Annotated in this window: 18 protein-coding genes; 16 read left to right on the top strand and 2 right to left on the bottom strand. The window is 48.2% G+C overall.

All coding sequences use genetic code 11. From position 1 onward, the window contains the following. Positions 1–927 precede the first annotated feature (927 nt). The 6 genes from FYJ59_RS13090 (at position 928) to FYJ59_RS13065 (ending at position 8,109) form a co-directional block, all read left to right on the top strand. Complete coding sequence (locus FYJ59_RS13090) at positions 928–1,113, top strand: hypothetical protein (RefSeq protein WP_154498579.1); 186 nt, start codon at positions 928–930, stop codon at positions 1,111–1,113. Between the two features lie 59 nt (positions 1,114–1,172). Beyond that, on the top strand, positions 1,173–1,616 hold the full coding sequence (locus tag FYJ59_RS13085; protein ID WP_154498577.1) for a hypothetical protein: 444 nt from the start codon (positions 1,173–1,175) through the stop codon (positions 1,614–1,616). Positions 1,617–1,880: 264 nt separating this feature from the next. Next, positions 1,881–3,323 (top strand): ATP-binding protein, encoded by a 1,443-nt coding sequence (locus FYJ59_RS13080; RefSeq protein WP_154498573.1) that lies wholly within the window; start codon positions 1,881–1,883, stop codon positions 3,321–3,323. Positions 3,324–3,560: 237 nt separating this feature from the next. Beyond that, a complete protein-coding gene (locus FYJ59_RS13075; RefSeq protein WP_205839550.1) occupies positions 3,561–5,165 on the top strand; it encodes an ArnT family glycosyltransferase in 1,605 nt (534 codons plus the stop codon). 44 nt (positions 5,166–5,209) lie between these two features. Further along, the gene (locus FYJ59_RS13070; RefSeq protein WP_154498566.1) at positions 5,210–6,541 is read left to right on the top strand and encodes a sugar phosphate nucleotidyltransferase; all 1,332 of its coding nucleotides are present in this window, start codon (positions 5,210–5,212) and stop codon (positions 6,539–6,541) included. Continuing rightward, positions 6,538–8,109, top strand: coding sequence for an ArnT family glycosyltransferase (locus FYJ59_RS13065; protein ID WP_154498564.1), 1,572 nt, complete (start codon positions 6,538–6,540; stop codon positions 8,107–8,109). Before FYJ59_RS13070 ends, FYJ59_RS13065 begins: the two co-directional genes overlap by 4 nt. A gap of 12 nt (positions 8,110–8,121) precedes the next feature. Here FYJ59_RS13065 and FYJ59_RS13060 read toward each other — a convergent pair whose 3' ends face one another. After that, complete coding sequence (locus FYJ59_RS13060) at positions 8,122–9,510, bottom strand: SGNH/GDSL hydrolase family protein (RefSeq protein ID WP_154498562.1); 1,389 nt, start codon at positions 9,508–9,510, stop codon at positions 8,122–8,124. 202 nt (positions 9,511–9,712) lie between these two features. On the opposite strand from FYJ59_RS13060, the gene pseC reads away from it, so the two are divergent. After that, on the top strand, positions 9,713–10,912 hold the full coding sequence (pseC, locus tag FYJ59_RS13055; protein WP_154498560.1) for a UDP-4-amino-4,6-dideoxy-N-acetyl-beta-L-altrosamine transaminase: 1,200 nt from the start codon (positions 9,713–9,715) through the stop codon (positions 10,910–10,912). 9 nt (positions 10,913–10,921) lie between these two features. Then, on the top strand, positions 10,922–12,277 hold the full coding sequence (locus tag FYJ59_RS13050; RefSeq protein WP_154498548.1) for a hypothetical protein: 1,356 nt from the start codon (positions 10,922–10,924) through the stop codon (positions 12,275–12,277). Positions 12,278–13,281: 1,004 nt separating this feature from the next. Here FYJ59_RS13050 and FYJ59_RS13045 read toward each other — a convergent pair. Next, positions 13,282–15,096: a glycosyltransferase family protein gene (locus FYJ59_RS13045; protein WP_154498544.1), complete on the bottom strand. Its 1,815-nt coding sequence runs from the start codon at positions 15,094–15,096 to the stop codon at positions 13,282–13,284. 326 nt (positions 15,097–15,422) lie between these two features. On the opposite strand from FYJ59_RS13045, the gene FYJ59_RS13040 reads away from it, so the two are divergent. The 8 genes from FYJ59_RS13040 to FYJ59_RS13005 are packed head-to-tail and all read left to right on the top strand — an operon-like array spanning position 15,423 to position 23,710. Continuing rightward, a complete protein-coding gene (locus FYJ59_RS13040; protein WP_022152877.1) occupies positions 15,423–16,364 on the top strand; it encodes a glycosyltransferase family 2 protein in 942 nt (313 codons plus the stop codon). 1 nt (position 16,365) lies between these two features. After that, on the top strand, positions 16,366–18,141 hold the full coding sequence (locus tag FYJ59_RS13035; RefSeq protein ID WP_154498538.1) for a DUF6020 family protein: 1,776 nt from the start codon (positions 16,366–16,368) through the stop codon (positions 18,139–18,141). 26 nt (positions 18,142–18,167) lie between these two features. Further along, positions 18,168–19,298 (top strand): FAD-dependent oxidoreductase, encoded by a 1,131-nt coding sequence (locus tag FYJ59_RS13030; RefSeq protein ID WP_154498536.1) that lies wholly within the window; start codon positions 18,168–18,170, stop codon positions 19,296–19,298. Positions 19,299–19,345: 47 nt separating this feature from the next. Then, positions 19,346–20,305 (top strand): glycosyltransferase, encoded by a 960-nt coding sequence (locus FYJ59_RS13025; protein ID WP_154498532.1) that lies wholly within the window; start codon positions 19,346–19,348, stop codon positions 20,303–20,305. Next, the gene (locus FYJ59_RS13020) at positions 20,302–21,027 is read left to right on the top strand and encodes a glycosyltransferase (protein ID WP_154498529.1); all 726 of its coding nucleotides are present in this window, start codon (positions 20,302–20,304) and stop codon (positions 21,025–21,027) included. Before FYJ59_RS13025 ends, FYJ59_RS13020 begins: the two co-directional genes overlap by 4 nt. A 19-nt stretch (positions 21,028–21,046) precedes the next feature. Beyond that, a complete protein-coding gene (locus FYJ59_RS13015) occupies positions 21,047–22,150 on the top strand; it encodes a DegT/DnrJ/EryC1/StrS family aminotransferase (protein ID WP_154498527.1) in 1,104 nt (367 codons plus the stop codon). Between the two features lie 10 nt (positions 22,151–22,160). Then, complete coding sequence (locus FYJ59_RS13010) at positions 22,161–22,748, top strand: GNAT family N-acetyltransferase (protein ID WP_205839549.1); 588 nt, start codon at positions 22,161–22,163, stop codon at positions 22,746–22,748. Between the two features lie 20 nt (positions 22,749–22,768). After that, a complete protein-coding gene (locus tag FYJ59_RS13005; protein WP_022152884.1) occupies positions 22,769–23,710 on the top strand; it encodes a glycosyltransferase family 2 protein in 942 nt (313 codons plus the stop codon). Positions 23,711–23,723: the final 13 nt, after the last annotated feature.

Genomic DNA, 23,723 nt, shown 5'->3' with positions numbered 1-23,723 from the left:
CAAACGTGTATCCATATGGAATATCCTCCTCGGTTTAAAAAGTGTAAAAAGTTGTGAACTTTTTCAGCTTTTTCAATTATCTCAACCGAGAGGTGTTTACTCAAGATGCGAGTTATTTACCTGATACGATGATAGTATAGGTAGCCTGGTCATCTATACTATGCCATACAGAGTCGCAATCGGACTGCACCGCATACAGCAGTAATTCCGGAGAATATTGATCCAGATAGACCGGATTTTGCAGCTGATAATATTCAAGGTGCTTTTTAAAAGATTTTGAGGAAAGCGGATTTTTAGGGTATTTTTTATTGTACAGAGCATTCAAATGATCCGGATGCAAAGCATAAAAGACAGGAATGGGAATATTTTTTGGGATTGGTTCTGATAGGAGAGGTTTTATTCAGTCTGTTGTGGGAGGCAAAGAGCCGATACGTGTTCCCTTATATAGTGATTGCGCTGCCGGCTGCGGCCATGGGGTATTGGTATTTATGTAATTGTATAGGTAAATATCTCAAACCTCGCACTTGAATAAGTGCCTATGCTGTTTGGTATTTTCCTAATTCCACTTAAGAGCAGTGAAGCAGCAGAGGAAACGCAATAGCGTTTTATTCCGCATATCCGGAATGCAATCATTGTCATATAGATACCTGGATAGCTCGGGGAAGAGAGCCAGGCAGGCATTACGCAATGGTTTGACCGGATGTGGATTTTCATTGTGGAAATAGGTGTAGCCATCTATTTCTACGTAGGAAATAAAGTTAAACAGAAAAAGCAGAAGGAGACGATCGTTTCCTTCTTTTTTTCAATATAATTCTTGATGAGAGTATAGGTAGCCTGGTCATCTATACTCTGCCATACAGAGTCGCAATCGGACTTCACCGCATACTGCAGTAATTCCGGAGAATATTGATCCAGGTAGACCGGGTTTTGCAGCTGACAATAGAAATTACCCGGGAGCAATATGGCAGGATCATAGAAAAGGTAATACAGGGCTGCACGATCAGTGAAGTACCAGGAATAGAGGAATTGGTGAAGCTGGAGGATTCGAGAAAGAATGGGATGGCCATGCTGATGGACACGGATCAGTTTCTGAACCTGGTTGTCAGGTGGTAGAGGATTAGTAATAGGTGGCATGCTTCGAGGAAAGAAGTATGGGGATTATGGGAGACTATATGAATAATTTGATGTATGCAATGGAACATTCATATTCCGAGATGAAAATAGAAATAGATCAAATATTGAAGAAGAAAGATTATACAACTGAAGACGAGAACAGCATCTTTTATGCCGTAGGAAAGTGTCTTCATGCAATGTTAGATTATGCAGAACGTATCCGGAGTAATGATTTGGACAAGGATACACTGGATGCATTTAAATATGCTAATAATGGTTTAAAGCATGGGATAGAAGTAGAAACGATCACAAAGCCCACTGGCGGAATAACATTTCCCATTCATTTTCCGCTTGAAATACCGGTCAGAAGGATTATATGGAAAGTAAAGTGGGATGCGAGGAGCAAACGCCAGGAGGAAATGTATCTAAAGTATCTTGATGGTAAAGATGTTGTGAGCACATGTGGAGAGTTTATAGAGCGATTGAAGGAATATTCAATATAAAAAGCAAGAGACATTGCAACCGTCGGAATAACGTAATACTTAGTGCAAATAACGAACTCCATGATATAGTGGGAGTATGGATGGCGGATATTCTGCTGTATGGGATAAGCTTTTGCAAGAAAAGGTGTAAAGCGGTTGTAGAGGAACTCAAAAAGGAACTCAAATAATTTGAGTTCCTTTTTGAGTTCTTTGAATAAAATTTTAGATTCTTGCATAAACTTAAAAAAAGTAGTAGAATATTAAAAAAGAACAGGAGGAAGTAAAATGACAACAGAAGAATTATTGGAAAAATTAGAGTTAATTCAAAAAATGAAATGTGAAACCTCCACGTTAGAAATAAAAAGTGCAGAACAGGGATGCCCACAGCGGTTATACGATACGTTGTCCAGTTTTTCCAATCAGGATGATGGTGGAATCATTATCTTTGGTGTGGATGAAAAACAAGGATATAAAGAAGTAGGAGTATATGATCCACAGGATATACAAAAAAAAATAAATGAGCAGTGCTTGCAGATGGAGCCGACAGTAAGACCGTTGCTTACGGTTGTAGAAAAGGATGGTAATTTTTTTGTTTCTGCAGAAATCCCGAGTGCAGATATTACGGATCGTCCGGTTTTTTACCAGGGAAAAGGTCGGATGAAAGGGTCTTATACACGGGTTGGTGATAGCGATGAGCCTATGACGGAGTATGAAGTATACAGTTATGAGGCATACCGTAAGAAATATCAAGACGATATTAGAGTGATTGATAGAGTATCGTTTGCAGCATTGGATCAGGATTTACTTGCGACATATATAGAATTTCTTAAAAAAGGAAAACCACGTTTGGCAGCCATTCCAACTGACGAAATATATGAATTGATGAGCATAAAGCGAGACAATAGGATTACATTAAGTGCTGTAATGAATTTTTGCCCATATCCGCAGGCATATTTTCCACAATTATGCATTATTGCGACAGTGGTTCCCGGTACGGAGCTGGGAACGATTGGGGAACAGGAGGAAAGATTTCTGGACAATCAAAGAATAGAGGGAAATATATCTGATATGCTTGATGGAGCGATACAATTTGTGAGCAGGAATATGCGTACGAAGACCATCATAAATTCGCAGACAGGAAAACGTGAGGATCGGCCGGATTATCCGATTACTGCAGTCAGAGAAGCAATACTTAATGCACTGGTACATCGTGATTATAGTATTCACACGGAGGGAATGCCGATTCAGCTTATTATGTTTGAGGATAGAATGGAGATTCGGAATCCCGGTGGAATCTATGGACGAATTAAGATTGATCAGCTTGGAAAAGTACAGCCGGATACCAGAAATCCTGTAATTGCATCGGAACTGGAAGTATTGAAAATAACGGAGAATCGTTATTCCGGAATTCCCACGATTCGGAGAATGATGCAGGAATATGATCTGCAACAGCCGGAATTCATTGATGAAAGAGGAAGTTTTATTGTCAAATTATATAAGGATGTTATGGAACAAACTGCGGTTGAAATGGATAGAGTTGACAATAGAGAACTGTTGCTCTTCTGTAAGACACCCAGGACACGTAAAGAAATCAGTGATTATTTAGGACTGAACTCTGTGGCATATGCCATTCAGACCCGTGTGATGCCATTGGTTGATAAGGGGATTATTAAGATGAGCATTCCGGAAAAGCCCAAGAGCCCTAAACAGTTATTTTACTGTGATTAGAAAGTGATTTTCTGAAGAAACTCAAAAAAGTCTAAAAAATTTGAGTTCTTTAAAGGAACTCAAATAGGAACTCAAAAGGAACTCAAATTTTTGAGTTCTTTTTTAAGTTGTTATTTTCCTAAAACATTTGGATGCCTTGAAATCAGTTATCTGAAATGTTATATTGAATCATAACAAACGCTTAAAAAATAAAGAGAAAAGTTGTTATTATCCGGTAGGATGGGAGACATGCAGACCATGACAGAACAGAAAAAAAGGTATACGATCCTGGGCATATTTGTGGCAATGTTCCTTTTTGGAGCTTTTTTCCTGCGGGAGACAGGAGTTTATTTTGATGAAAATCAGGAAGAAAGAATTCTGTATATGAATATCTTGCAGTATGGTGAGACCTTACGGATCCCGAAGCTCACGAACTGGTTTCAATGGAAGGAAGAATATCATCCGATCTGCGTAGAAGCGGACAAGGATCATGGCAGTGCTCCGTATTATCTGTGCGCACCGTTATTAATGAAGCTGGATCAGCATCCGGATGCTGTCAGGCTGCAGAGTGAGGTATGGCATGCGTATACGTATGCGCTGTTTTTCCTGGGTGTGATTTATATGTACCGGTTGTTGTGGGAGCTGTTCCGGGACAGGAGGACGGCACTGCTGGGAACACTTATGCTGTTTCTGACACCGAGGATATTTGCGGATGGATTATACAACAATAAAGATTCCGTATTGATGTCCCTGATCATTGTGATGTTATTTTACGGAATCCGCTTTTTGGAGCGTAAGGATTTCAAAAATGCATGTCTGCTGGGAATCTGTGCCGGATTCTGCGGGAATCTGAAGATCAGCGGGATCTATGTTTTTGCAATGATTGGCGGCTTTTATCTGCTGATCCTGACGACAGAAAAAAAGTGGAGCGGGAAAACTTTTTTCGTGGGACTTACGGCAGCAGTTGTCGGTTTCCTGAGTTATTTGACATTAACTCCCGCTATCTGGGGACAGGGATTTCATTTGTGGGAATTTCTGATGTGGAACCTTTCAAACAGTACGGAATATTCCAGAATGGACGGTAAGGTATTGTTTGACGGAACATGGTATGTGCATTCCACGAATCCTCTGCCATGGTATTATCTGCCGAAACTGATCGCCCTGACGATTCCGGTCTATCTCAGTGTTCTGCTGTGGAGTAGTATCGGCATCTGGATCTATAAAGGCAGAAAGCATCAATGGAATTTCGCGGATCGTATCTATCCGCTGTTCGCACTGACCTCCGGGATTCCGGTGCTGGTAGCAATGCTGTGCGATCCGAATCTGTACAACGGGTGGCGGCATATGTATTTTATCTATGGACCGATGATCGTGATGATGGCTTATGCAGTGAGATACCTGTTGCAGCAACCGGAAATCCGTGCGAGAAGGATCGCAACTGCTATGCTGGTGGTGCTCATAGGATGTAACGGAGTGGGAATTGCACTGACGGGACAGAGCTCCAGCGCTTATACGAATATTTTGGCAGGTGGTGATGCCTGTGGACGGTACGAGATGGATTATTATGGTGTGACGGCGAAGAAGGTTCTCAAAAGCCTTGTGGACCGGTATGGTGAGATCTGCATCAGATCGGACGGATGTGGAGCCACGATTGTGAATTATTATGTGTTGCCGGCAGAATACCGGGAGAAGATTCGGCTGGTATCTTCACAGGAGGAGATACAGGCTGCCGTGGCCCAGGGGAAACTGGTACTCGGATGTGTGAATCCGAGTTATGATATCCTGCCGGAGGGAGAGGATGTCGTGTGGCTGGAAGATTGGAAGGCCTGGGGCAATACCTATATGAAGATTCGCAAATATTAAATAATGTGGTATGATGAGATAGTAAAAAGCAGAGAGGACAAGCTATGAATATTATACTTTTGTCAGGTGGCTCCGGGCAGCGTCTGTGGCCTTTGTCCAATGAGATAAGATCCAAACAGTTTATTAAGATATTTCATACAGCAGACGGCGGTCTGGAATCCATGGTACAGCGGGTATGCCGCCAGATACGGGAAGTAGACCCGGAGGCACAGGTGACGATCGCCACTTCCAAGTCCCAGGTGTCAGCTATTTACAGTCAGTTGGGGCAGGATGTAGGGGTCAGTGTGGAACCCTGCAGACGGGACACTTTTCCGGCGATCGTACTGTCCGTGGCATATCTGAAGGATGTGCTGGGGGTAGCGGAAGAGGAACCGATCGTGATCTGTCCGGTGGATCCTTATGTGGAGACGGCTTATTTTCAGGCGCTGCAGGCATTGTGCGATCGCGCGGGAGAGTCTGAGGCGAATCTTGTGCTCATGGGGATCGAACCCACGTATCCCAGCGAAAAATACGGTTATATCATACCGGAGACGGCGGACGATCTGAGCCGTGTAACGATGTTCCGGGAGAAACCGACGAAAGAAGCCGCAGAGGAATACATTGCAAAAGGTGCTCTGTGGAACGGCGGTGTGTTTGCTTTCCGGTTAGGCTATGTGCTGAAACGTGCCCATGAACTCATAGATTTTACGGATTATGAAGATTTGTTCCGGAAGTATGATACATTGCAGAAGATCAGCTTTGACTATGCCGTGGTGGAAAAAGAGCCTGCCATAGAAGTGATGCGTTTCGCAGGGACCTGGAAGGACCTGGGTACCTGGAATACGCTGACGGAGGCCATGGACAGTCAGTGTGTCGGACAGGGGGTTCTGAACGATACCTGTGAAAATGTGCATGTGGTGAATGAACTGAATGTACCGATTCTGTGCATGGGATTGAAAAATATGGTCGTGGCGGCCAGCCCGGAGGGAATCCTGGTATCGGATAAGGAGCAGTCGAGCTATATCAAACCTTACGTGAATCAATTTGTTCAGCGGGTAATGTTCGCCGAAAAATCCTGGGGGAGCTTCCGCGTTCTGGATGTGAAGGATCACAGCATGACGATCAAGGTAACATTGAATCCGGGACATGGGATGAATTATCACAGTCATGATTTCCGTGATGAAGTATGGACGGTCATTGCCGGAGAAGGCCGGGCGATTCTGGACGGTGTGGAACGGCCGGTGAAGCCGGGCGATGTCCTGACTATGCCAGCAGGCTGTAAGCATACGATCCTTGCGGATACGGAACTGCAGGTGATCGAAGTGCAGATCGGTGCAGAGATCAGTGTAGATGATAAGCACAAGTATGAATACCGGAAAGGAAACGTAATACAATGACAATGACTATGACTGCGAAGAAGAAAAAAATACTGTTCTGGTCCATTCTGGCGATGGCAATTATTCTGCGGTGTATCCGGTTTGGCTCAGTTCCGGACGGGGTTAATCAGGATGAAGCCATGGGAGCCGTGGATGCATGGGCACTATCAAAATACGGTACCGACCGCTATGGCACGTTTATGCCGGTCCATTTTGAAGCCTGGAAATACGGTCAGATGAGTGTTCTGCTATCCTATTGTATGGTCCCGTTTATCAAGGTGTTTGGTTTTAACACCATAACGGTGAGGCTGCCGATGCTGGTGGCTTCCTGTGGGGCGGTTGCACTGGTATATTTGATTACGGAAAATATGTTTGATGAGAAAACTGCCTTCATTGCGATGGCGCTGACGGCGGTGAATCCCTGGCAGTTCATGCAGAGCCGCTGGTCGTTGGACTGCAACCTGTTCCCACATGTATTCTTATTGGCATTTTATCTGCTGTTGCTGGGACTGGAGAAAAGACGGTATTTGTATTTATCCATGCTCTTTTTCGGCCTGACATTTTATTGTTATGGAATAGCGGCGTACTCCGTCACGGCATTTTTGTTTGTGCTTTTTATATGGTGTCTGTGGAAAAAGCAGCTGAAATTCCGGGAGGGGCTGCTGTGTGCGGTAATATTTACGCTGGTGGCTTTGCCGGAGGTGATCGTGCTGGCGATCAATGCGTTGCATTATGGTAAAAGCATTGAAATGCCCTTTTTCACCATGCAATTTTTCCCGGATAGTATCAGAAGTGCAGACATACTGTTTTTGAATTTTTCCTTTGCACAGCTGGGCAGGAATGCCTGGGCATTATTCAGCAGGGTGTTCCTGCAGCTGCCGGACATTTTCTTTAATTCGATTCCGGCGTTCGGACCCTTATATCATGTGTCGACACCGTTTGTATTGATCGGGATCATCGTATTTACGATCCGCCTTTTTAAGGAGAAACAGATCGAAAAACAGACGCAGATGCTGGCTCTGTGGGGATTCCTCATTACCGGGATCTGGGTGGGCCTGATCACCTTTGAAGTGAACATTAACCGTGTGAACATTATCTTCTACCCGGTGATCCTGCTGTGTGCTTACGGCATTTCACTGGTAGTGGATAAATTCGGAAAGCTTTTCCCGGTCATTGTAGCTGCGTATGCAGTCAGCAGTGTGCTGTTTTTCACAACGTATTTTACAGAGTATGCGGAAGAGAGCAGATACTATTACAACAGGGATTTCTTAGATGCCGTAGCCGAAGCTGACAGCATGGAAGAATATGACAGTTTGTATATTACGGGTAATCTTGGCTGGCAGTTTAACCAGTTAGCTACGGAGATCCTGACCCAGTATGCCTGCAGAATAGATGCCCGGTACTATCAGAGCGAGGACTACGCACAGCGTTATCACTACATTTATCCTGAGAAATCCGGAGCGGAACTGGCGGAGTTCGTTGGGGATGGCCTGATGGTACTCCACGAGGACGAACTGCAGTATCTGCAATTCCCCTATGAAGTGATCGACACGGTGGGAAGCTATTCACTGGTAACAGCAAAGTTCTGAGAAGGACAGGGATTATCTCCAGGCCCTAGTCACCTCCACACCGAACAGGAAGCGTCCTTCCTCGTTGGGATGAATGGAATCCACCAGGTATTCTGCGGCATTATTTTCATTCCACTGCAGAGCATCATTGATATTCAGAAAATCAACATTTTCAGCCGCGGCGGTTTCTTCAGCCGCGGCAATATAGTCTTCTAATACATTTTCTTCGTCACCGGTGCGTGCCATTCCCTTTTCAAAAGACAGAATATAGTTGGAGGATATGACTATGATCCGGGCATCCGGATAGGATTCCCGCAGAGCCCGGATGCCGGTGCGGAGGCCGTTTTGGTAATCATCGATGGGAAATCCCCCAAAATAATCATTTAAGCCGTAATTGATGAGGAAACAGAGTTTTTTATCACCGGAGAGTTCTTCCGTATTATGGTCTAAAAAGTCCTGTACGACATTCGGGAAGGACTTATCGTCATCGCTATTCCGGGTAGCGGAGGAACCGCCGATTGCCAGATTATGCACGGTGGCACCGGTCAGAGCGTGGACGACTCCGGGGATGGAAGCAAAATCATGATAATTTCCCATGACACTGTCGCCGAAAAATACAAGCTCGCAGTCGGTCAGATCAGGATGATCGGCCGGAGAATCTACGGCATCCTGCACCAGTGTGCAAAAATGATCCAGGCTGTTATAGCTTTCTGTGCTCCGGTATTGCAGAGAGCCGCTCAGCACCAGAAGCATTACGGAACGTGCAGCTTCGGCAGTTAATTCCGTGGGAGTGTCATAGGCATCCGGGTTCGAGATCAGCCATTCTTCCTGGTCGGGGAAGCAGAGGGTCACGTTCTCTCTGGCGGACAGAGGGGAGACCAGTACCCGGAACACATTGCAGTAAGTGTCCAGATCTCCATTGGCATGTGCCTGCCAGTATTCCAGGGAAGGTGCAGAGAAAATGACCGTGAATTCGGCACCGGCGTAGGTATCCACATAGGCCAGCAGGTCTTCGTCCAGGGAGGCAGAGAACCGGGCATCGCTGTGCAGGCTGCTGTTCCACAGGGAGAGCGGATTCAGCACGAGGAAGACATGAGTTACCTCATTTCCGGAGGAGAAGGCCGTTTCCAGATAATCGGACAGGTCGGAGAAGGATGCGATCCGGTGGGAACCGCATACCGCGTCGTATCCCATATAGGTGGGATAGATGTCTTCGGGGAAAGCTTCCGGCGCGGACATGGACAAAAATACGCCCTGATAGGATTCCTGTTGTAATCTGCCAAAGTCGGAGGAACGCTTCCCGGGCTCGTATATTTTCATATAAAGTATTCCCGCAGCGAGCGCAACGAGTATCAGCATCACCATAATGATGGCAGTAAAGAGCTTCCATGGATTTTTTTTCTTGGTTGTATTTGAACGCATAAGATAGGGGATCCTTTCTGTAAATCGCCGGGTGGCCGTAGAGGCAGGCGGATCCGGCTGGCTTCATTATACCCCAGCAGGCGGGGCAATGCCAACACCATTGTTGTTTTTCTCATGATGATATGATAAAATTAGTAAATTAGCTGACGAATTGAGAAGTTATGACCATAGATACAGTAAAAATCAGACGGGAGGATTTGGAATGGAAGAATTAGCTATTTTTGGAGGAAAACCTGTACGAGAGAATAAAATTTTCTACGGACGGCAATATATTGACCAGGCAGATGTGGATGCGGTGGCAGCAGTCATGACCAGCGACTACATTACCTGCGGACCTAAGGTGAAGGAGCTGGAGCAGCATCTGTGTGAACTGACCCATGCAAAATACGCAGTGGTGGTATGTAACGGTACCGCCGCACTGCATCTGGCGGCGCTGGCAGCAGGCTTCGGTGAGGGAGATGAGGTTATCGTAAGCTCGATCACTTTTGCTGCATCCTCCAACTGTGTATTATATGCGGGAGCGAAGCCTGTTTTCGCAGATATTGATCCGGAGACCTACAATATCGATCCGGCGTCCATCCGCAAGCTGATCACACCCAGGACGAAAGCAATCGTTGCGGTAGATTTCACCGGTCAGGCAGTGGAGTTGGATGAGATCCGGGAGATCTGTAAGGAGCACGATCTGATCCTGATCGAGGATGCCGCGCATGCCATCGGCACGAAATATAAGGGCCAGCCTGTGGGAAGCCTGGCAGATATGACCTGCTTCAGCTTCCATCCGGTCAAGACGGTGACCGGCGGAGAAGGCGGCGCCATCACGACCAATGATGAGAAGCTGTATCGTCATCTGATGCGGCTGCGTACCCACGGCATTACGAGGGACCCGGAAGAAATGGTACATCCCACCGATGCGCTGTGGTACAACGAGCAGGTAGAGCTGGGCTTCAATTATCGTATGACGGATTTCCAGGCGGCACTGCTATTGAGCCAGCTGAAGAAGCTCCCTGCATTTGAACAGCGTAGAAAAGAAATCCGTAAGCGTTATAATGAAGCGTTCGCCAAAATGCCGGAACTGATCCTGCAGAAGGAGATCCCGGAGTCTGACACGACCTGGCATCTGTATGTGCTGCATCTGAATCTGGAGAACCTGAACTGCGACAGAAGGCAGTTTTTCGATGCTCTGTATGCGGAAAATACCTGCCCTCAGGTGCATTACCTGCCGGTCTACTGGCATTCCTATTATGAGAAGCTGGGATATCAGAAGGGACTGTGCCCCAATGCGGAGAAGTATTACAACGAGGTGATGAGTATTCCTCTGTATTACGGATTGACGGATGATGATGTGGAAGATGTGATCCATGCAGTGAAAAAGGTGGTAGCTTATTACACGAAGCTGAAATAAGATCCGGCAATGGGCGGAGCCGTGCCGGATCATGGGAAATGCCCGGAGCTGTGCCGGATCATGGGAAATAGCGGAGTGAATCAGAAAGTGGCAGGAAACGGTATTTTGAAAGAAAATAAGAAAAATTGGATAGAAATTTCGGTGTTTGCTGCACTGGTAGCCATCGCATCGGCAGTTACGTTCTGGCTGTTTTACCGGCAGTGTGTGGAAAGCATGCTGGGAACGGGACTGTATCATTCCGATATGAAGGCATATATTCTGGAGATGCAGGGACTGGACAGCGGTTACAGCTTCCCTTACCCGGTTTTGTTCAAGCTGGCGGCGACGATCCATCTGGTGACCGCTTCCTTTACCGGCGGAGCGGAGCTGGCTATGGCACTGGCCACGATGCTGTTAAACAGCGGAGCAATGATCGCTCTGAAGGTGATGCTGGACAAGCATGTGGGAGCAAAGCTGCAGGAAGCTATGCCCGGAAAACCTTGGCTTCCGGGGATCCTCACAGGAACGGCAGCGGTATCTCTGTTTTTTGTGTCGATGGTGTATCCGCCGACAGGGATTTATCTCCCCGGTATCAAATACAAATATCTCGGGGTATTTACGCCGAATCCCTTCCACAATGCCACCTATATGGCGGCACGGCCGTTCGCAATTCTTGCATTTTTTAAGTACGGTGAATTGCTGCCGGTGTATGAGCAGCCAAATGCGGTCAGAGAGCATAAGAGAGATTATATTCTGTTTGCATTATATCTGCTGCTGGCGACCATGACGAAACCCAGTTTTACCATAGTGCTGGTCGGAGCTGCGGGGATTTTGATGCTGTGGAGAATGTTCCGCAGCAGATTCCGGAATTTTGTCCCCACGGTGTGGCTGGGAGTATGTTTTATTCCGACTTTTATGGATCTGCTCTACCAGTACCGGGGAGTGTTCGTACCGCAGGAGGGACAGGAAGGCGGCATCGGATTTACTTTTGGCCATGTATGGGCGCAGTATTGTGGCAATCTGCCCCTGGCTATCGGCCTGGCCATCGGATTCCCGATCCTGGTACTTCTGCTGAACTACAAGGAACTGCACAAGGACAGCATCTACCGTTTCTCCTGGCAGGTGTATGTGATGAGCTTCCTTATGGCATTCTTCCTGTATGAAAAAGGATTCCGGGAGATGGATTTCAATTTCTCCTGGGGCTACATGTACGGAATCTTCTTCGCATTTGTGGGAGCACTGCTGGTACTGCTCCGCGCGACAGCGAATGCCGACACCCGGAAGAGAAGGATTGTCGTAGCAGTACAGTGGATGGCTTACCTGTGGCACCTCGTATGCGGAGTGTATTATTTTTGGGGATTTTTACAGGGAGCGATGTATTATTGATGTGAGTTGAGAGTTAGTGAAACAGTTATTCTAAAATCCACGCAGAAAGGACTGCCCACCCCGTGGGCAGTCCTTTCTGCTGGAAACCTCCCGCCATAGCGTGGGCACAGGAGACAAGAGCAAGCTAGTCTGTGCCCTTCTTGCGCCATAGTGTGGGCACAGGAGATAGGATCAAGCTAGTCTGTACCCTTCTTGCGCCATAGTGTGGGCACAGGAGACAAGAGCAAGCTAGTCTGTGCCCTTCTTCCGCCTCAGCGTGGGCACAGGAGACAAGAGCAAGCTAGTCTGTGCCCTTCTTGCGCCATAGTGTGGGCACAGGAGATAGGAGCAAGCTAGTCTGTGCCCTTCTTGCGCCATAGTGTGGGCACAGGAGACAAGAGCAAGCTAGTCTGTGCCCTTCTTGCGCCATAGTGTGGGCACAGGAGATAGGATCAAGCTAGTCTGTACCCTTCTTCCGCCTCAGCGTGAATATTTTATGGGTATGAGAAGTTTGTTTTGTTGCTGATGCCCACGCTGTGGAAAACTTGAGGGTATGAGAAGCTTGTTTTGTTGCAGATACCCAAATCGTGAAAACCTGAAAGTATAACAAGGGATTTATATATTCTAAAATGTCCGACGCGGGTGTTCTGCGTTTTGGGTCTATACAGAAAAAATGAGTTGTGAGATACTAAATTTGCTACAAATAAGGAAGTTTGCGATACGCGGGGCGTAATCATCAATTATGTTCAATTAAGCCCCGGTGGTTTGCGATACGCGGGGCGTAATCATCAAATTTAGTCAATTAAGCCCCGGAAGTTTGCGATACGCGGGGTTTAATCATCAAATTTTGTGTGTAACGCCCCATACCTTGGTTTAAGGGCACAGAGAAGCTTGATCCTGTCTCCTGTGCCCACGCTGTGGCGGAAAAAAGGATACAGAAGCTGTTGGCAGTTTTCCTATGCGCGGCTCATTGCTCGCGTAAACTCTCAAGTTAGTAAGTTAAGTATAATACTGCATGGAAAATGTTAATGAAATCTCGACCGTACCCAATCCCGTATCCGGCAGATCCCGGTATAGACTCCGGCCCCGCAGTAGGGCATCAGCAACAGGCTGTAAGAGAAGATATACCGCGAATTGGCTTCCCAGAAGGTGTGGAACAGAAAACCTCCCAGTACGGCAATGAGGCCAACGTAGACGTAGAGCCGATCCGTACCATGACAATCCGCACCAAGCCGATCCGCACCAAGTCGATCCGCACCAAGTCGATCCGCGCCATGTCGATCCGCACCGTGCCGATCCGCATCAAGCTGATCCGCCATGTGGTCCGCAGTGCACCCTGCGGTATGCCCCGCCGTTTGGTCAGCCATGTGCCCGACAACTTTAGACTTCCGACGGTTCTTAAGACTGCCAATACAGAACACCAACACGCCTAGATACAGAACATTCTGCCATGCATTGCACCATTCGATATATCCCCCACTGAGAGAACCTTCATAGACTTCCTTAAAAAATGCACTCCGCCCTCCATAGGTAGCCAGGGTAGCCTGTCGGCTGGCATAGGTGCCATCCGCCCACTGGGATAAATGTTTGTGAAGATAGAAGTCCGCTGTGTAGCCGGGATGTTCCCGAAAATAGGTCAGGCGTTCGTCGATCGCCAGACGGCTGATCTCGTTGGCGAGTGCAGTATCCATACCGGCGGTGTCGTAAGTATCGATATTGAAGCCGTTATACCAGCCGCAGCCGCGGGAAGCTTCCTGCATTCCCATGGCGAGATAGGACATGGCGGTGACCCCGGAGCTTAACGTGTTCCCCGCCTTTTTCTCATAACATTTCTGTACCAGCGGCAGAATCCCCACAGAAGTAACAGCAAGACATACCGCTATACCGAGCAGGCACAAGCGGGAACGAAAGCTTCGTCCAAAACGCAACGCTTCGAAGAGCAGCACAAGCAGTACCGCGATGATCGGGATCAGTGAATTCTTGCGCAGCATCACAGACAGTGTGAGGAACAGGATGCTGCCGAAGCCGGTGAAAATTATCCGGGAGGAGCCGCCCGGGGAGACGTTGTCCCGATAGGAGCCGTCCGGAGAGACGCTCCCCAGCAACCGCAACAGCAGATAGCATCCCACCGACAATGCAACGAAGGAAGGAATCTCGCCGTAGACGAAGGAGCTGTACATGATCATGGGCAGGTTACAGCATACCAAGACGAGATAACAGCAGGAGATCTTCTTGTAATTCTCCGGCCACAGATATTGCAGCGACAGATATTGGAACCAGATCGCCCCACACAACAGACAGACATAGACCAGCTTGATAAAGTGCCAGGCCGGTACGGACAGGCCGGTGAGATTCCAGATCCGGAGCAACAGCTCCAAAAAAGCCATCAGCCCGATCTGCTGTGGATAATAAGACAGATAAGAAACGGTGGGGTGGATAATATCAGTATTTCCCAGGATCCACTCCGCAGCCGCATTGTATACAGACAGAGCATCCGCCGCGGGAACCGTGCGTCCGAAGAGGATCAGCAGGATACCAAGCACAAACACGAAGGTCAAAGTAAAAACGAGTAGTCCGCGACGGAATTTCTCTCCTATTTTTTCATACAGAGACAGACATCCGCAAAACAGTAATCCGAAGCCTGTCAGCTCCAACAGATTCCACAGGGGATTGTCCGGACGCAGCAGGACCTGCTGGGTCTCCATATTGTCGGCATAACAGGTCGTGAGAAAGCTGCCGGCGAACAGCAGCATGGAAAGCAACAGTGTCAGAAGCATGACAATGTTAAGCCCCAGGCGGTAAATGATATTGCAACAAGATCTGTTCTGAGATCCACTCATGGAAACAATTCCTCCGTAACCACAACAAATTTCAATTATGCAAGCATATTGGCTCACTTGCGCTCATTGCATTATAAGCTCACGAATTCGTGCTATCGCACTTTACATCCTGCTTCGCAGGATATTCGTTCGCTAATGAGCCCAGAAAAACAAATGTCTGCTTCGCAGCCACTTGTTCTTCCTTGAGGCTCATTATATCATAGCTTTTGCCCGCCCCCAAGAAAAATACGCGGGAAAAAGCAAAAATAGTGGCTGTAATGGAACAAGCGTGGTACAATAAACTTTGTATAAGCACTTTTAACACGCAGAGATAAGAGGAATGGAAAATGGATAAAATTGCAGTACTGATCCCCTGCTACAATGAAGAGAAGACGATCGCCAAGGTGGTATCCGATGTGAAAAAGTTCCTGCCGGAGGCGGTGACTTATGTATATGACAATAATTCCACCGATCGTACCGTGGAACTGGCAACGGAAGCGGGAGCGATCATACGTCATGAATATGCCCAGGGAAAGGGAAACGTGATCCGCAGAATGTTTCGTGAGATCGATGCGGAATGTTATCTTATGATCGACGGAGACGACACGTATCCTTTGGATTGTGCCCGGGAGATGGTAGCAAAGGTTTTGGAGCATCAGGCGGATATGGTGGTGGGAGACCGTCTGTCGTCTACTTATTTTACGGAAAATAAGCGGCCGTTTCATAATTTCGGCAACAGTCTGATGCGTGCGGGGATCAACGGCCTGTTTCATTCCGATATCAAGGACATCATGACCGGTTATCGCGCGTTCAGTTATGAATTCGTGAAGACATTCCCGGTATTCTCCAAAGGATTTGAGATCGAGACGGAGATGACGATCCATGCGGTGAACTATAACATGCAGGTAGAGAATGTGGTGGTGGAATATCGTGACCGTCCCCAGGGCAGCGAGTCCAAGCTGAATACTTACAGTGACGGTTTCCGCGTGATCCGCAAGATGCTGCAGCTGTATAAAAACTATAAACCCATGCATTTCTTCGGCATGCTGGCATTTTTGCTGGCAGCGGTGTCGGTGATATTGTTTGTTCCGGTGTTTTTGGAGTATCTGAACACGGGACTGGTGCCGAGATTCCCGACGCTGATCGCCTGCGGATTCATTCTGCTGGCGGGGATCCAGTCGTTTTTCTCCGGTATGATGCTGGAAGTTATGGCGGCCAAGGACCGGAAGGATTTCGAGTATCGTCTGAACCGTGTGCATGGGGAACATCAGGAACGTAAAGGATTATAATATGCAGGAGAAGAGAATACTTCCCAGACGCAGAGGCGGTGTGCTGCTTTGCGTTCTGGGATGTCTGTTTGTATTTTTCGTAAAAACAGAAAAAGATCTGGCGGCTGCGGGCAATATCCTGTGGACGGCCGGATATGTGGGAAACACTCTGCTGTGGACCGTGCTTTTGGGGTGCCTACTGGGTGTGATCGGAACGTTTGTGGTCTATCGCGCGGCAGAGAGGCCGGCACCTGAGGGTGCCGGTAAAGACAATACCGGTAAAGACAATGCCGTGTTCTTCAGATCTGCCGCGTGGATACAGAACGGCTCCGGGGCACAGGTGTTTTTCGGAAGCCTGTTTTTGTTATGTCTTGCATGGCTTCCGGTATATCTGGCATATTACCCGGGAATCTGTGCTTATGATGCACCGGTACAGACCGGACAGATCGTGGAGCATTATTATTTTGATCATCATCCGATCGTGCACACGTTGCTTTTACAGGGGATGCTGTGGCTGGGAACGCAGCTGTTCGGGAGTATGAATGCCGGAATGGCACTGTACACTGCGCTGCAGATGCTGCTGCTGGCGGGCAGCATGTCCTACGGTGTGCTGGTATTGCACAGACGGCAGGTGGCGGCAGGCTGGCAGATCGTGATGCTGCTGCTTGGAATGTTTTTCCCGTTCCACTGGTATATGAGTGTCAGCATGACAAAAGATACGGTATTCAGTGCTTTTTTACTGCTGCAGCTGATCAGTCTGACGGATCTGTTGCTGGAGGACCGCAGGGAATGGCGTCCCGGAGTCCGGGATCTGCTGTTTTTTATCGGAACAGTGGGAATGATACTGTTTCGCAATAACGGAAAATATGCTATGATTGTACTATTAGCATTTCTTTTTTTGGCAGTATGCTTTGGAAAAAGAGCGAGGAAGCTCTGGGGGAGACTGTTTACGGTAAGTGTGGCAGCTTTCTGTATAGGGCTTTTTGTGCTGTCCGCAGTGTTCTCCGCAACGCACGCGGAACAGGGAGACAGGAGAGAGATGCTGAGTATGCCGATCCAGCAGATGGCCCGCTGCATGATCTACCACGGAGGAGTGGGAGTACTTCCTGAGGATGACGGTACCATGTCGGAACAGGATCGGGCACTGGTGAATGATTTTATATTGGATGAGGCTTACAGGGATTATGATCCCGGCATCGCGGATCCGGTAAAGCGACATACCAACACGTATGTGGTGCGTTATCGCTCGGGAGATTTCCTGCGGACCTATTTTCATCTGCTGAAATTTTATCCCGGAGATATGATCAATGCCGCACTGGCAGTGGATGCAGGATTTTTATCTCCCTTTGATGTCACCCATGCGACGGTGAATGAAGTGCAGGGGAGAGAGGGCCTCGGATATATACAGACACGATGGGAAGAAGATACGCTGAACAACAGAGGGATCTACAAAGACAGCAAATGGCCGGGACTGTATGACCGCCTGGAGACATGGGCGGATGGGAACGGTTATCTGAAGCTTCCGGTACTGAAATATCTGTTCGTGCCGGGCAGTTATCTGTGGCTGTATCTGGCACTGGCGGCGATACTTGTGATCGTGGACAGAAAGCGATACTGTCTGCCACTGGCGGTGATCGCCGGATATTATGGGACGATGCTGTTAGGCCCCACGGTGCAGATGAGATATGTCTATCCGGTGATGCTGGCACTGCCGTATCTGGTGGCGCTGATGTGCGGAACCGGCCGAAAGACGGAAAATGAGAAAACAGAGACAGAGATAAATCAGAGACAGAGATAAATCAGAGACAGAGATAGGATAGCAGAATGGACAAACTGATCATAGGAGCAGGGCTGTATGGATTGTATGCGGCGCTGTATTGTGCAAAAAGAGGGCAGCAGGTAGAGGTGCTGGAGATGGAAGAGGCTCCTTTTACCAGAGCCACATATATCAATCAGGCCCGGGTACACATGGGATATCACTACCCGAGGTCTCTGTCTACGGCCATGAAATCCGCCGGATATTTCAAGCGTTTTACAGAGGACTATTCCTTCTGTCTTCATACTGCGTTTCAACAGATTTATGCCACTTCCGCTCATTTTTCCTGGACGGATGCGGCGGAATTTTTGAAGTTCTGCCGGGATGGCGGGATCCCCTGTAAGGCGCTTCCTGTGGAAGAATATTTCCGGCCGGGGCTGTGCGACGGAGCTTTTCTCACCGAGGAGTATACCTACGATGCCCATATTCTGCGGGATCATCTGATGGAGGAGATCGCGAAATATCCGGGAGTGAAGCTGCACTTCGGGCGGCAGATCACAGAGATCGTAAAACAATCGGACTGCTATGAGATCACCGCACTGCATGAGGGCCATAGAGAGGTATACCGGGCACCGTTCGTGCTGAATGCCACTTACGCTTCCGTGAATCAGGTGCTGGAGAAGGTAAAGGGAGTCACGGCAGAACCCTTCGGACTGAAGTATGAATTATGCGAGATCATCCTGTGCAAGCCGGGGGACAAGCTCAGGGACATTGGATTTACGGTAATGGATGGACCGTTTTTTTCCATTATGCCTTTCGGCAGGACGGGATATCATTCCCTGACTTCGGTGACTTTTACACCGCATAAGACAAGCTACGATGCTACGCCGCAGTTCTCCTGTGTGGGAGTGGACGGCAATATCTGCAGAGGCGGCTGGCTGGGGAATTGCAACGATTGTCCCGGCAGACCGGAGAGTGCCTGGGAGTATATGTCTACGCTGGCGAGAAAGTATCTGCGGGAAGAGTACACATTCAGCTATGAGAGATCACTGTTCTCCATGAAGCCGATCCTGAAGGCTTCGGAGATCGATGATTCGAGACCTACTGTGATCCGGGCATTATCCGAAAGTCCCACCTTCATCAGCGTCTTATCCGGCAAGATCAACACGGTATATGACCTGGATCCTTTTTTAGATTAGTATAACCATTCCGAGTGGTCATAAATAATAGATATAGGGGAAACGTTATGGAGAGAACCGCAATCCTGAATAAAGAGAAAAATTTTGTATCCTGCGTGCTGTATCTGCACAACGACGGTGCGCATATCCGTGATTTTCTGAATACGGTCTGTGGCACTATGGAAGAACATTTTGAAAAATATGAGATCGTCTGTGTGAATGACTGCTGCATGGACAATACCATTGAGGAGATCCATCAATTTCTGGAAGAAAGCAGTGGAAATCATGTGGTGAGCATGATCAATTTAAGCTTTTATCAGGGAGTCGAGATGGCCATGAATGCCGGAAGAGACCTGGCAGTAGGAGACTTCCTGTTCGAATTCGACAGATGCCTGCCGGATTTTGAGCCGTCACTGATCATGGATGTTTATTACAGAGCGCTGGAAGGCTATGATGTGGTGGCAGCCGCTCCGAGGAGAGATGTGGCACTGACCTCGAGGCTGTTCTATGCAGTATATAATCTGGGAAGCCGCAATACCCACAAGCTGCGTCAGGAGAGATTCCGTATCATATCCCGCCGCGCAGTGAACCGTGTGAATCAGATGAATGCGTACATTCCTTACCGCAAGGCGATGTATATGAATTGCGGACTAAGGGCGGATACGCTGGTCTATGAGAATAAAAAGAAGGCAGGCGGCGCCAGGAACCGGGAGGAGCGCAGTACCCGCAGCAGCCTGGCACTGGATACGCTGATCATTTTCACCAATGTCCTGGAGAAGTTCTCTATGCTGGTGAGTGTGATCCTGTTTTCTGTGATGATGATCATGTTTGCCTGGATCGTGTATTCGATCTTCAGCACGGTACGTCCCGTGGAAGGCTGGATGAGTCTCATGACGCTGATATCGTTTGGATTTTTCATGATGTCCGTCATGCTGACACTGATCTTCAAATATCTGTCCGTGATCCTGAATATGAGTTTTAAGAGACAGCGCTATGTGATAGAAGGAGTGGAAAAACTGACAAAATGATGTTTACGATTATTTTTCCGGTATTAAATGAACGTCTGCGCTTAGAGAACGGTGTGACCCGCACGGTGGAATATCTGCAAAGCATTGCTTTTGAAGACTATGAGATCATTATCGTGGATAACGGTTCCGAGGATGAGACACCGCAGATCGCAGAAAAGCTGTGTAAAAAATATGATAAAGTAAGATATGAGAGGATCAATGTCCGCGGTGTGGGCGCCGCATTCCGCAGAGGTGTGGAAGTAAGCCACGGCGATGTGGTAGGCTATATGGACATCGACCTTTCCACCAATATCAGGCATCTGGGAGAGGCGATTCATCTCTTCGAGACGCAGCCCGAGATCCAATATATCAACGGCAGCCGTTTTGCCAGAGAATCCGATACCAGGGGCAGAAAATGGTACCGCAGGATCACGTCGCAGGGACTTTTGATTCTTTTAAAGCTGTTCTTACGGATGAAATCCACAGATGCCATCTGCGGATTCACGTTTGTCCGCAGAGAGACGGCACTTTCACTGATCGAGGGCTGCAGTCGGGATAACGGATGGTTCTACATGATCGAATTCCTGCTCCGGGCGGAGAAAAGAGGCGTGACCATACTGGATTATCCGGTGGAGTGGCAGGAAGACTATAATACTACCGTTAAGGTATTCAAGACGATCTGTAATTATCTGGTACAGATCGCAAGGTTATTCAACGAGTTTTATATCAAAAAGCACATATAAGCGAAAGAAGGACGACAGAATGGCACATATTAAGAGAATCGATCTGACGAGAGATGTAGAGGCACATGCGGATGCCTACAGAGAGGCTATTGAGAAGGTATGCAGGGAGACCGCCTTTTCCGGCGGAAAATATGCGGATACGTTTGACAAAGAGTTTGCCGCTTATGTGGGAAGCCGATATGCCAGTGGTGTGAACAACGGTACTTCTGCCTTACATCTGGCCATGCTGGCTCTGGGAGTGGGACCGGGAGATGAAGTCATCGTACCGGCGAATACCTACATTGCCACGGCATGGGGCGTCAGCTATACGGGAGCCACGCCGGTGTTCGCAGATTGTACGCCGGATACCTGGGAGATCGATCCTTCCGTGCTGGAGGCGAAGATCACAGAGAGGACGAAGGGGATCATCGGTGTCCATCTCTACGGTCAGCCTTTCGATTATGCAGGCGTGCGCGAGATCGCAGACCGTCACGGTCTGTTCGTGGTGGAGGATTGTGCACAGGCCCATGGGGCACAGTTTGAGGGGAAAAATGTGGGAACCCTGGGAGACCTGGCATGCTTCAGCTTCTATCCGGGCAAAAATCTCTATGCTTTCGGAGAAGGCGGAAGTGTCACCTGTGAGAAGGAAGAGTACTATAAGCATATTGACCGCCTGAAAAATCAGGGCTGCGATGTGCGTTATTATCATGATGAGATTGGTTATAATTATCGACTGGAGGGACTGCAGGGTGCGGTATTGAGCGTAAGCCTGAAATACCTGCCGGAGTGGACGAAGAGACGTCAGGAGATCGGACACCGCTATATCCGGGAGATCACCAATCCTCTGATCACCATGCAGCGTCATCCGGAGAACACCACACCGGTGTTCCACCTGTTCGTCATCACGGTGCCGGATCATGAGGACTTTATCCGCTATATGGCAGATCATGATGTGGAGTGCAACATGCACTATCCGGTTCCCTGTCATTTGCAGAAGGCATATGAGGATCTGGGATATCAGCCGGGAGACTGCCCCAATGCGGAATATCTGGCAGCACACTGTGTGACACTGCCTCTGTTCCCCGAGATGCGGGAGGATGAGATCCGGAGAGTCATCGAACTGTGCAATGCTTACAGACAGTAAGGAGATCACAATGCAGACCGTAACAGCAGAAAATAAAACATCGGAAAATAAAACATCGAAAGCAATTTCTGAGAACTATCGGGATACGCAGGCCGGGATCTATCTGCGCCTCATGACCCATGAGGATACGGACCGGATCGTGGCATGGCGTAACAGCGATGCCGTGCGCAAAAATTTTATCTATCAGGAGCTTTTTACCAGACAGTCCCATGAGCACTGGATCCGGACACATGTGGAGACCGGAGATGTGGTGCAGATGATCATCTGTGATCTGGAAGGGGATACTCCCCTCGGATCTGTGTATATCCGGGATATTGACAGACATCACAATAAAGCGGAGTATGGAATCTTCATCGGAGAAGAGAGCGCCCGAGGCCGCGGGATCGGCACAGCGGCGGCGAAGCTGATGTTACGGTACTGTTTTGAGCAGGAAAAGTTGCACCGGGTCTACCTGCGGGCATTGTCGGAGAACCTGCAGGCCATCCGAAGCTATGAAAAGGCAGGATTCGTCAGAGAAGGACTGTTAAGAGACGATGTGTGTATTGACGGTGTGTACCGGGATATTGTCTGGATGGCAGCCGTGAATCCGGCAGATTAAGAAGGAGCAAGCAACAAAAAATGGACAGAATAAAAAAAGTAAGTTTTGTGATCCCCTGCTACCGTTCGGAGCATACGCTGCCCCATGTAGTTACGGAGATCCGTGAAAAAATGCAGGAACTGACACAGTATACGTATGATATTTTTCTGGTGAATGATGCATCACCGGACAATACCATGGAAACGATCCGGGATCTGTGTGAAAAATACGATAATATCAAGGGCATCGGATTCGCCAGGAATTTCGGACAGCATGCGGCACTGATGGCGGGACTTAGACATTCCGACGGAGATTATGTGGTGTGCCTGGATGATGACGGACAGACCCCTGCCGATGAAGTGGATAAGCTGCTAAATAAGCTGGAGGAAGGCTTTGATGCTGTCTATGCCAGTTATGAACACAAGCAGCACTCCGCATTCCGGAATCTGGGCAGCAAGGTCAATGAGCTGATGACGCGTATGATGTTAAACAAGCCCGCGAATCTGTATATTTCCAGCTATTTTGCGGTGAAGAGATTCGTGGTGGAGGATATGATCCGCTATGAGAATTCGTATCCTTATGTCATCGGACTGGTGCTCCGTGCCACGAAAAACATTACCAACGTGCCGGTGTGTCACAGAGAGCGGGAAGAGGGCAATTCCGGTTATACGCTCAAGAAGCTGCTGGGATTATGGTTCAACGGATTTACGGCATTTTCCGTGAAACCGCTGCGGATCGCCACTTCTCTCGGTGTGGGCTTCGCAGGACTGGGTTTTCTCTATGGAATCTATACGATCATCAAGAGGCTGGTGAATCCCAATGTCCCTATGGGATTCAGCGCATTGATGGCGGCACTGGTATTTTTCGGCGGCATGATCATGATCATGCTGGGACTGATCGGAGAATATGTGGGACGTATCTACATCAGCATGAATAATTCTCCCCAGTATGTGATCCGTGAGAAGATCCATCTGGAGGAATAGGGAGAGAAATATT

This window comes from Waltera intestinalis (assembly GCF_009695995.1).
Classification (GTDB): domain Bacteria; phylum Bacillota; class Clostridia; order Lachnospirales; family Lachnospiraceae; genus Acetatifactor; species Acetatifactor intestinalis.
Note: the sequence above shows the minus strand (reverse complement) of the source record. Positions and strands in the feature narration are given on the sequence as shown.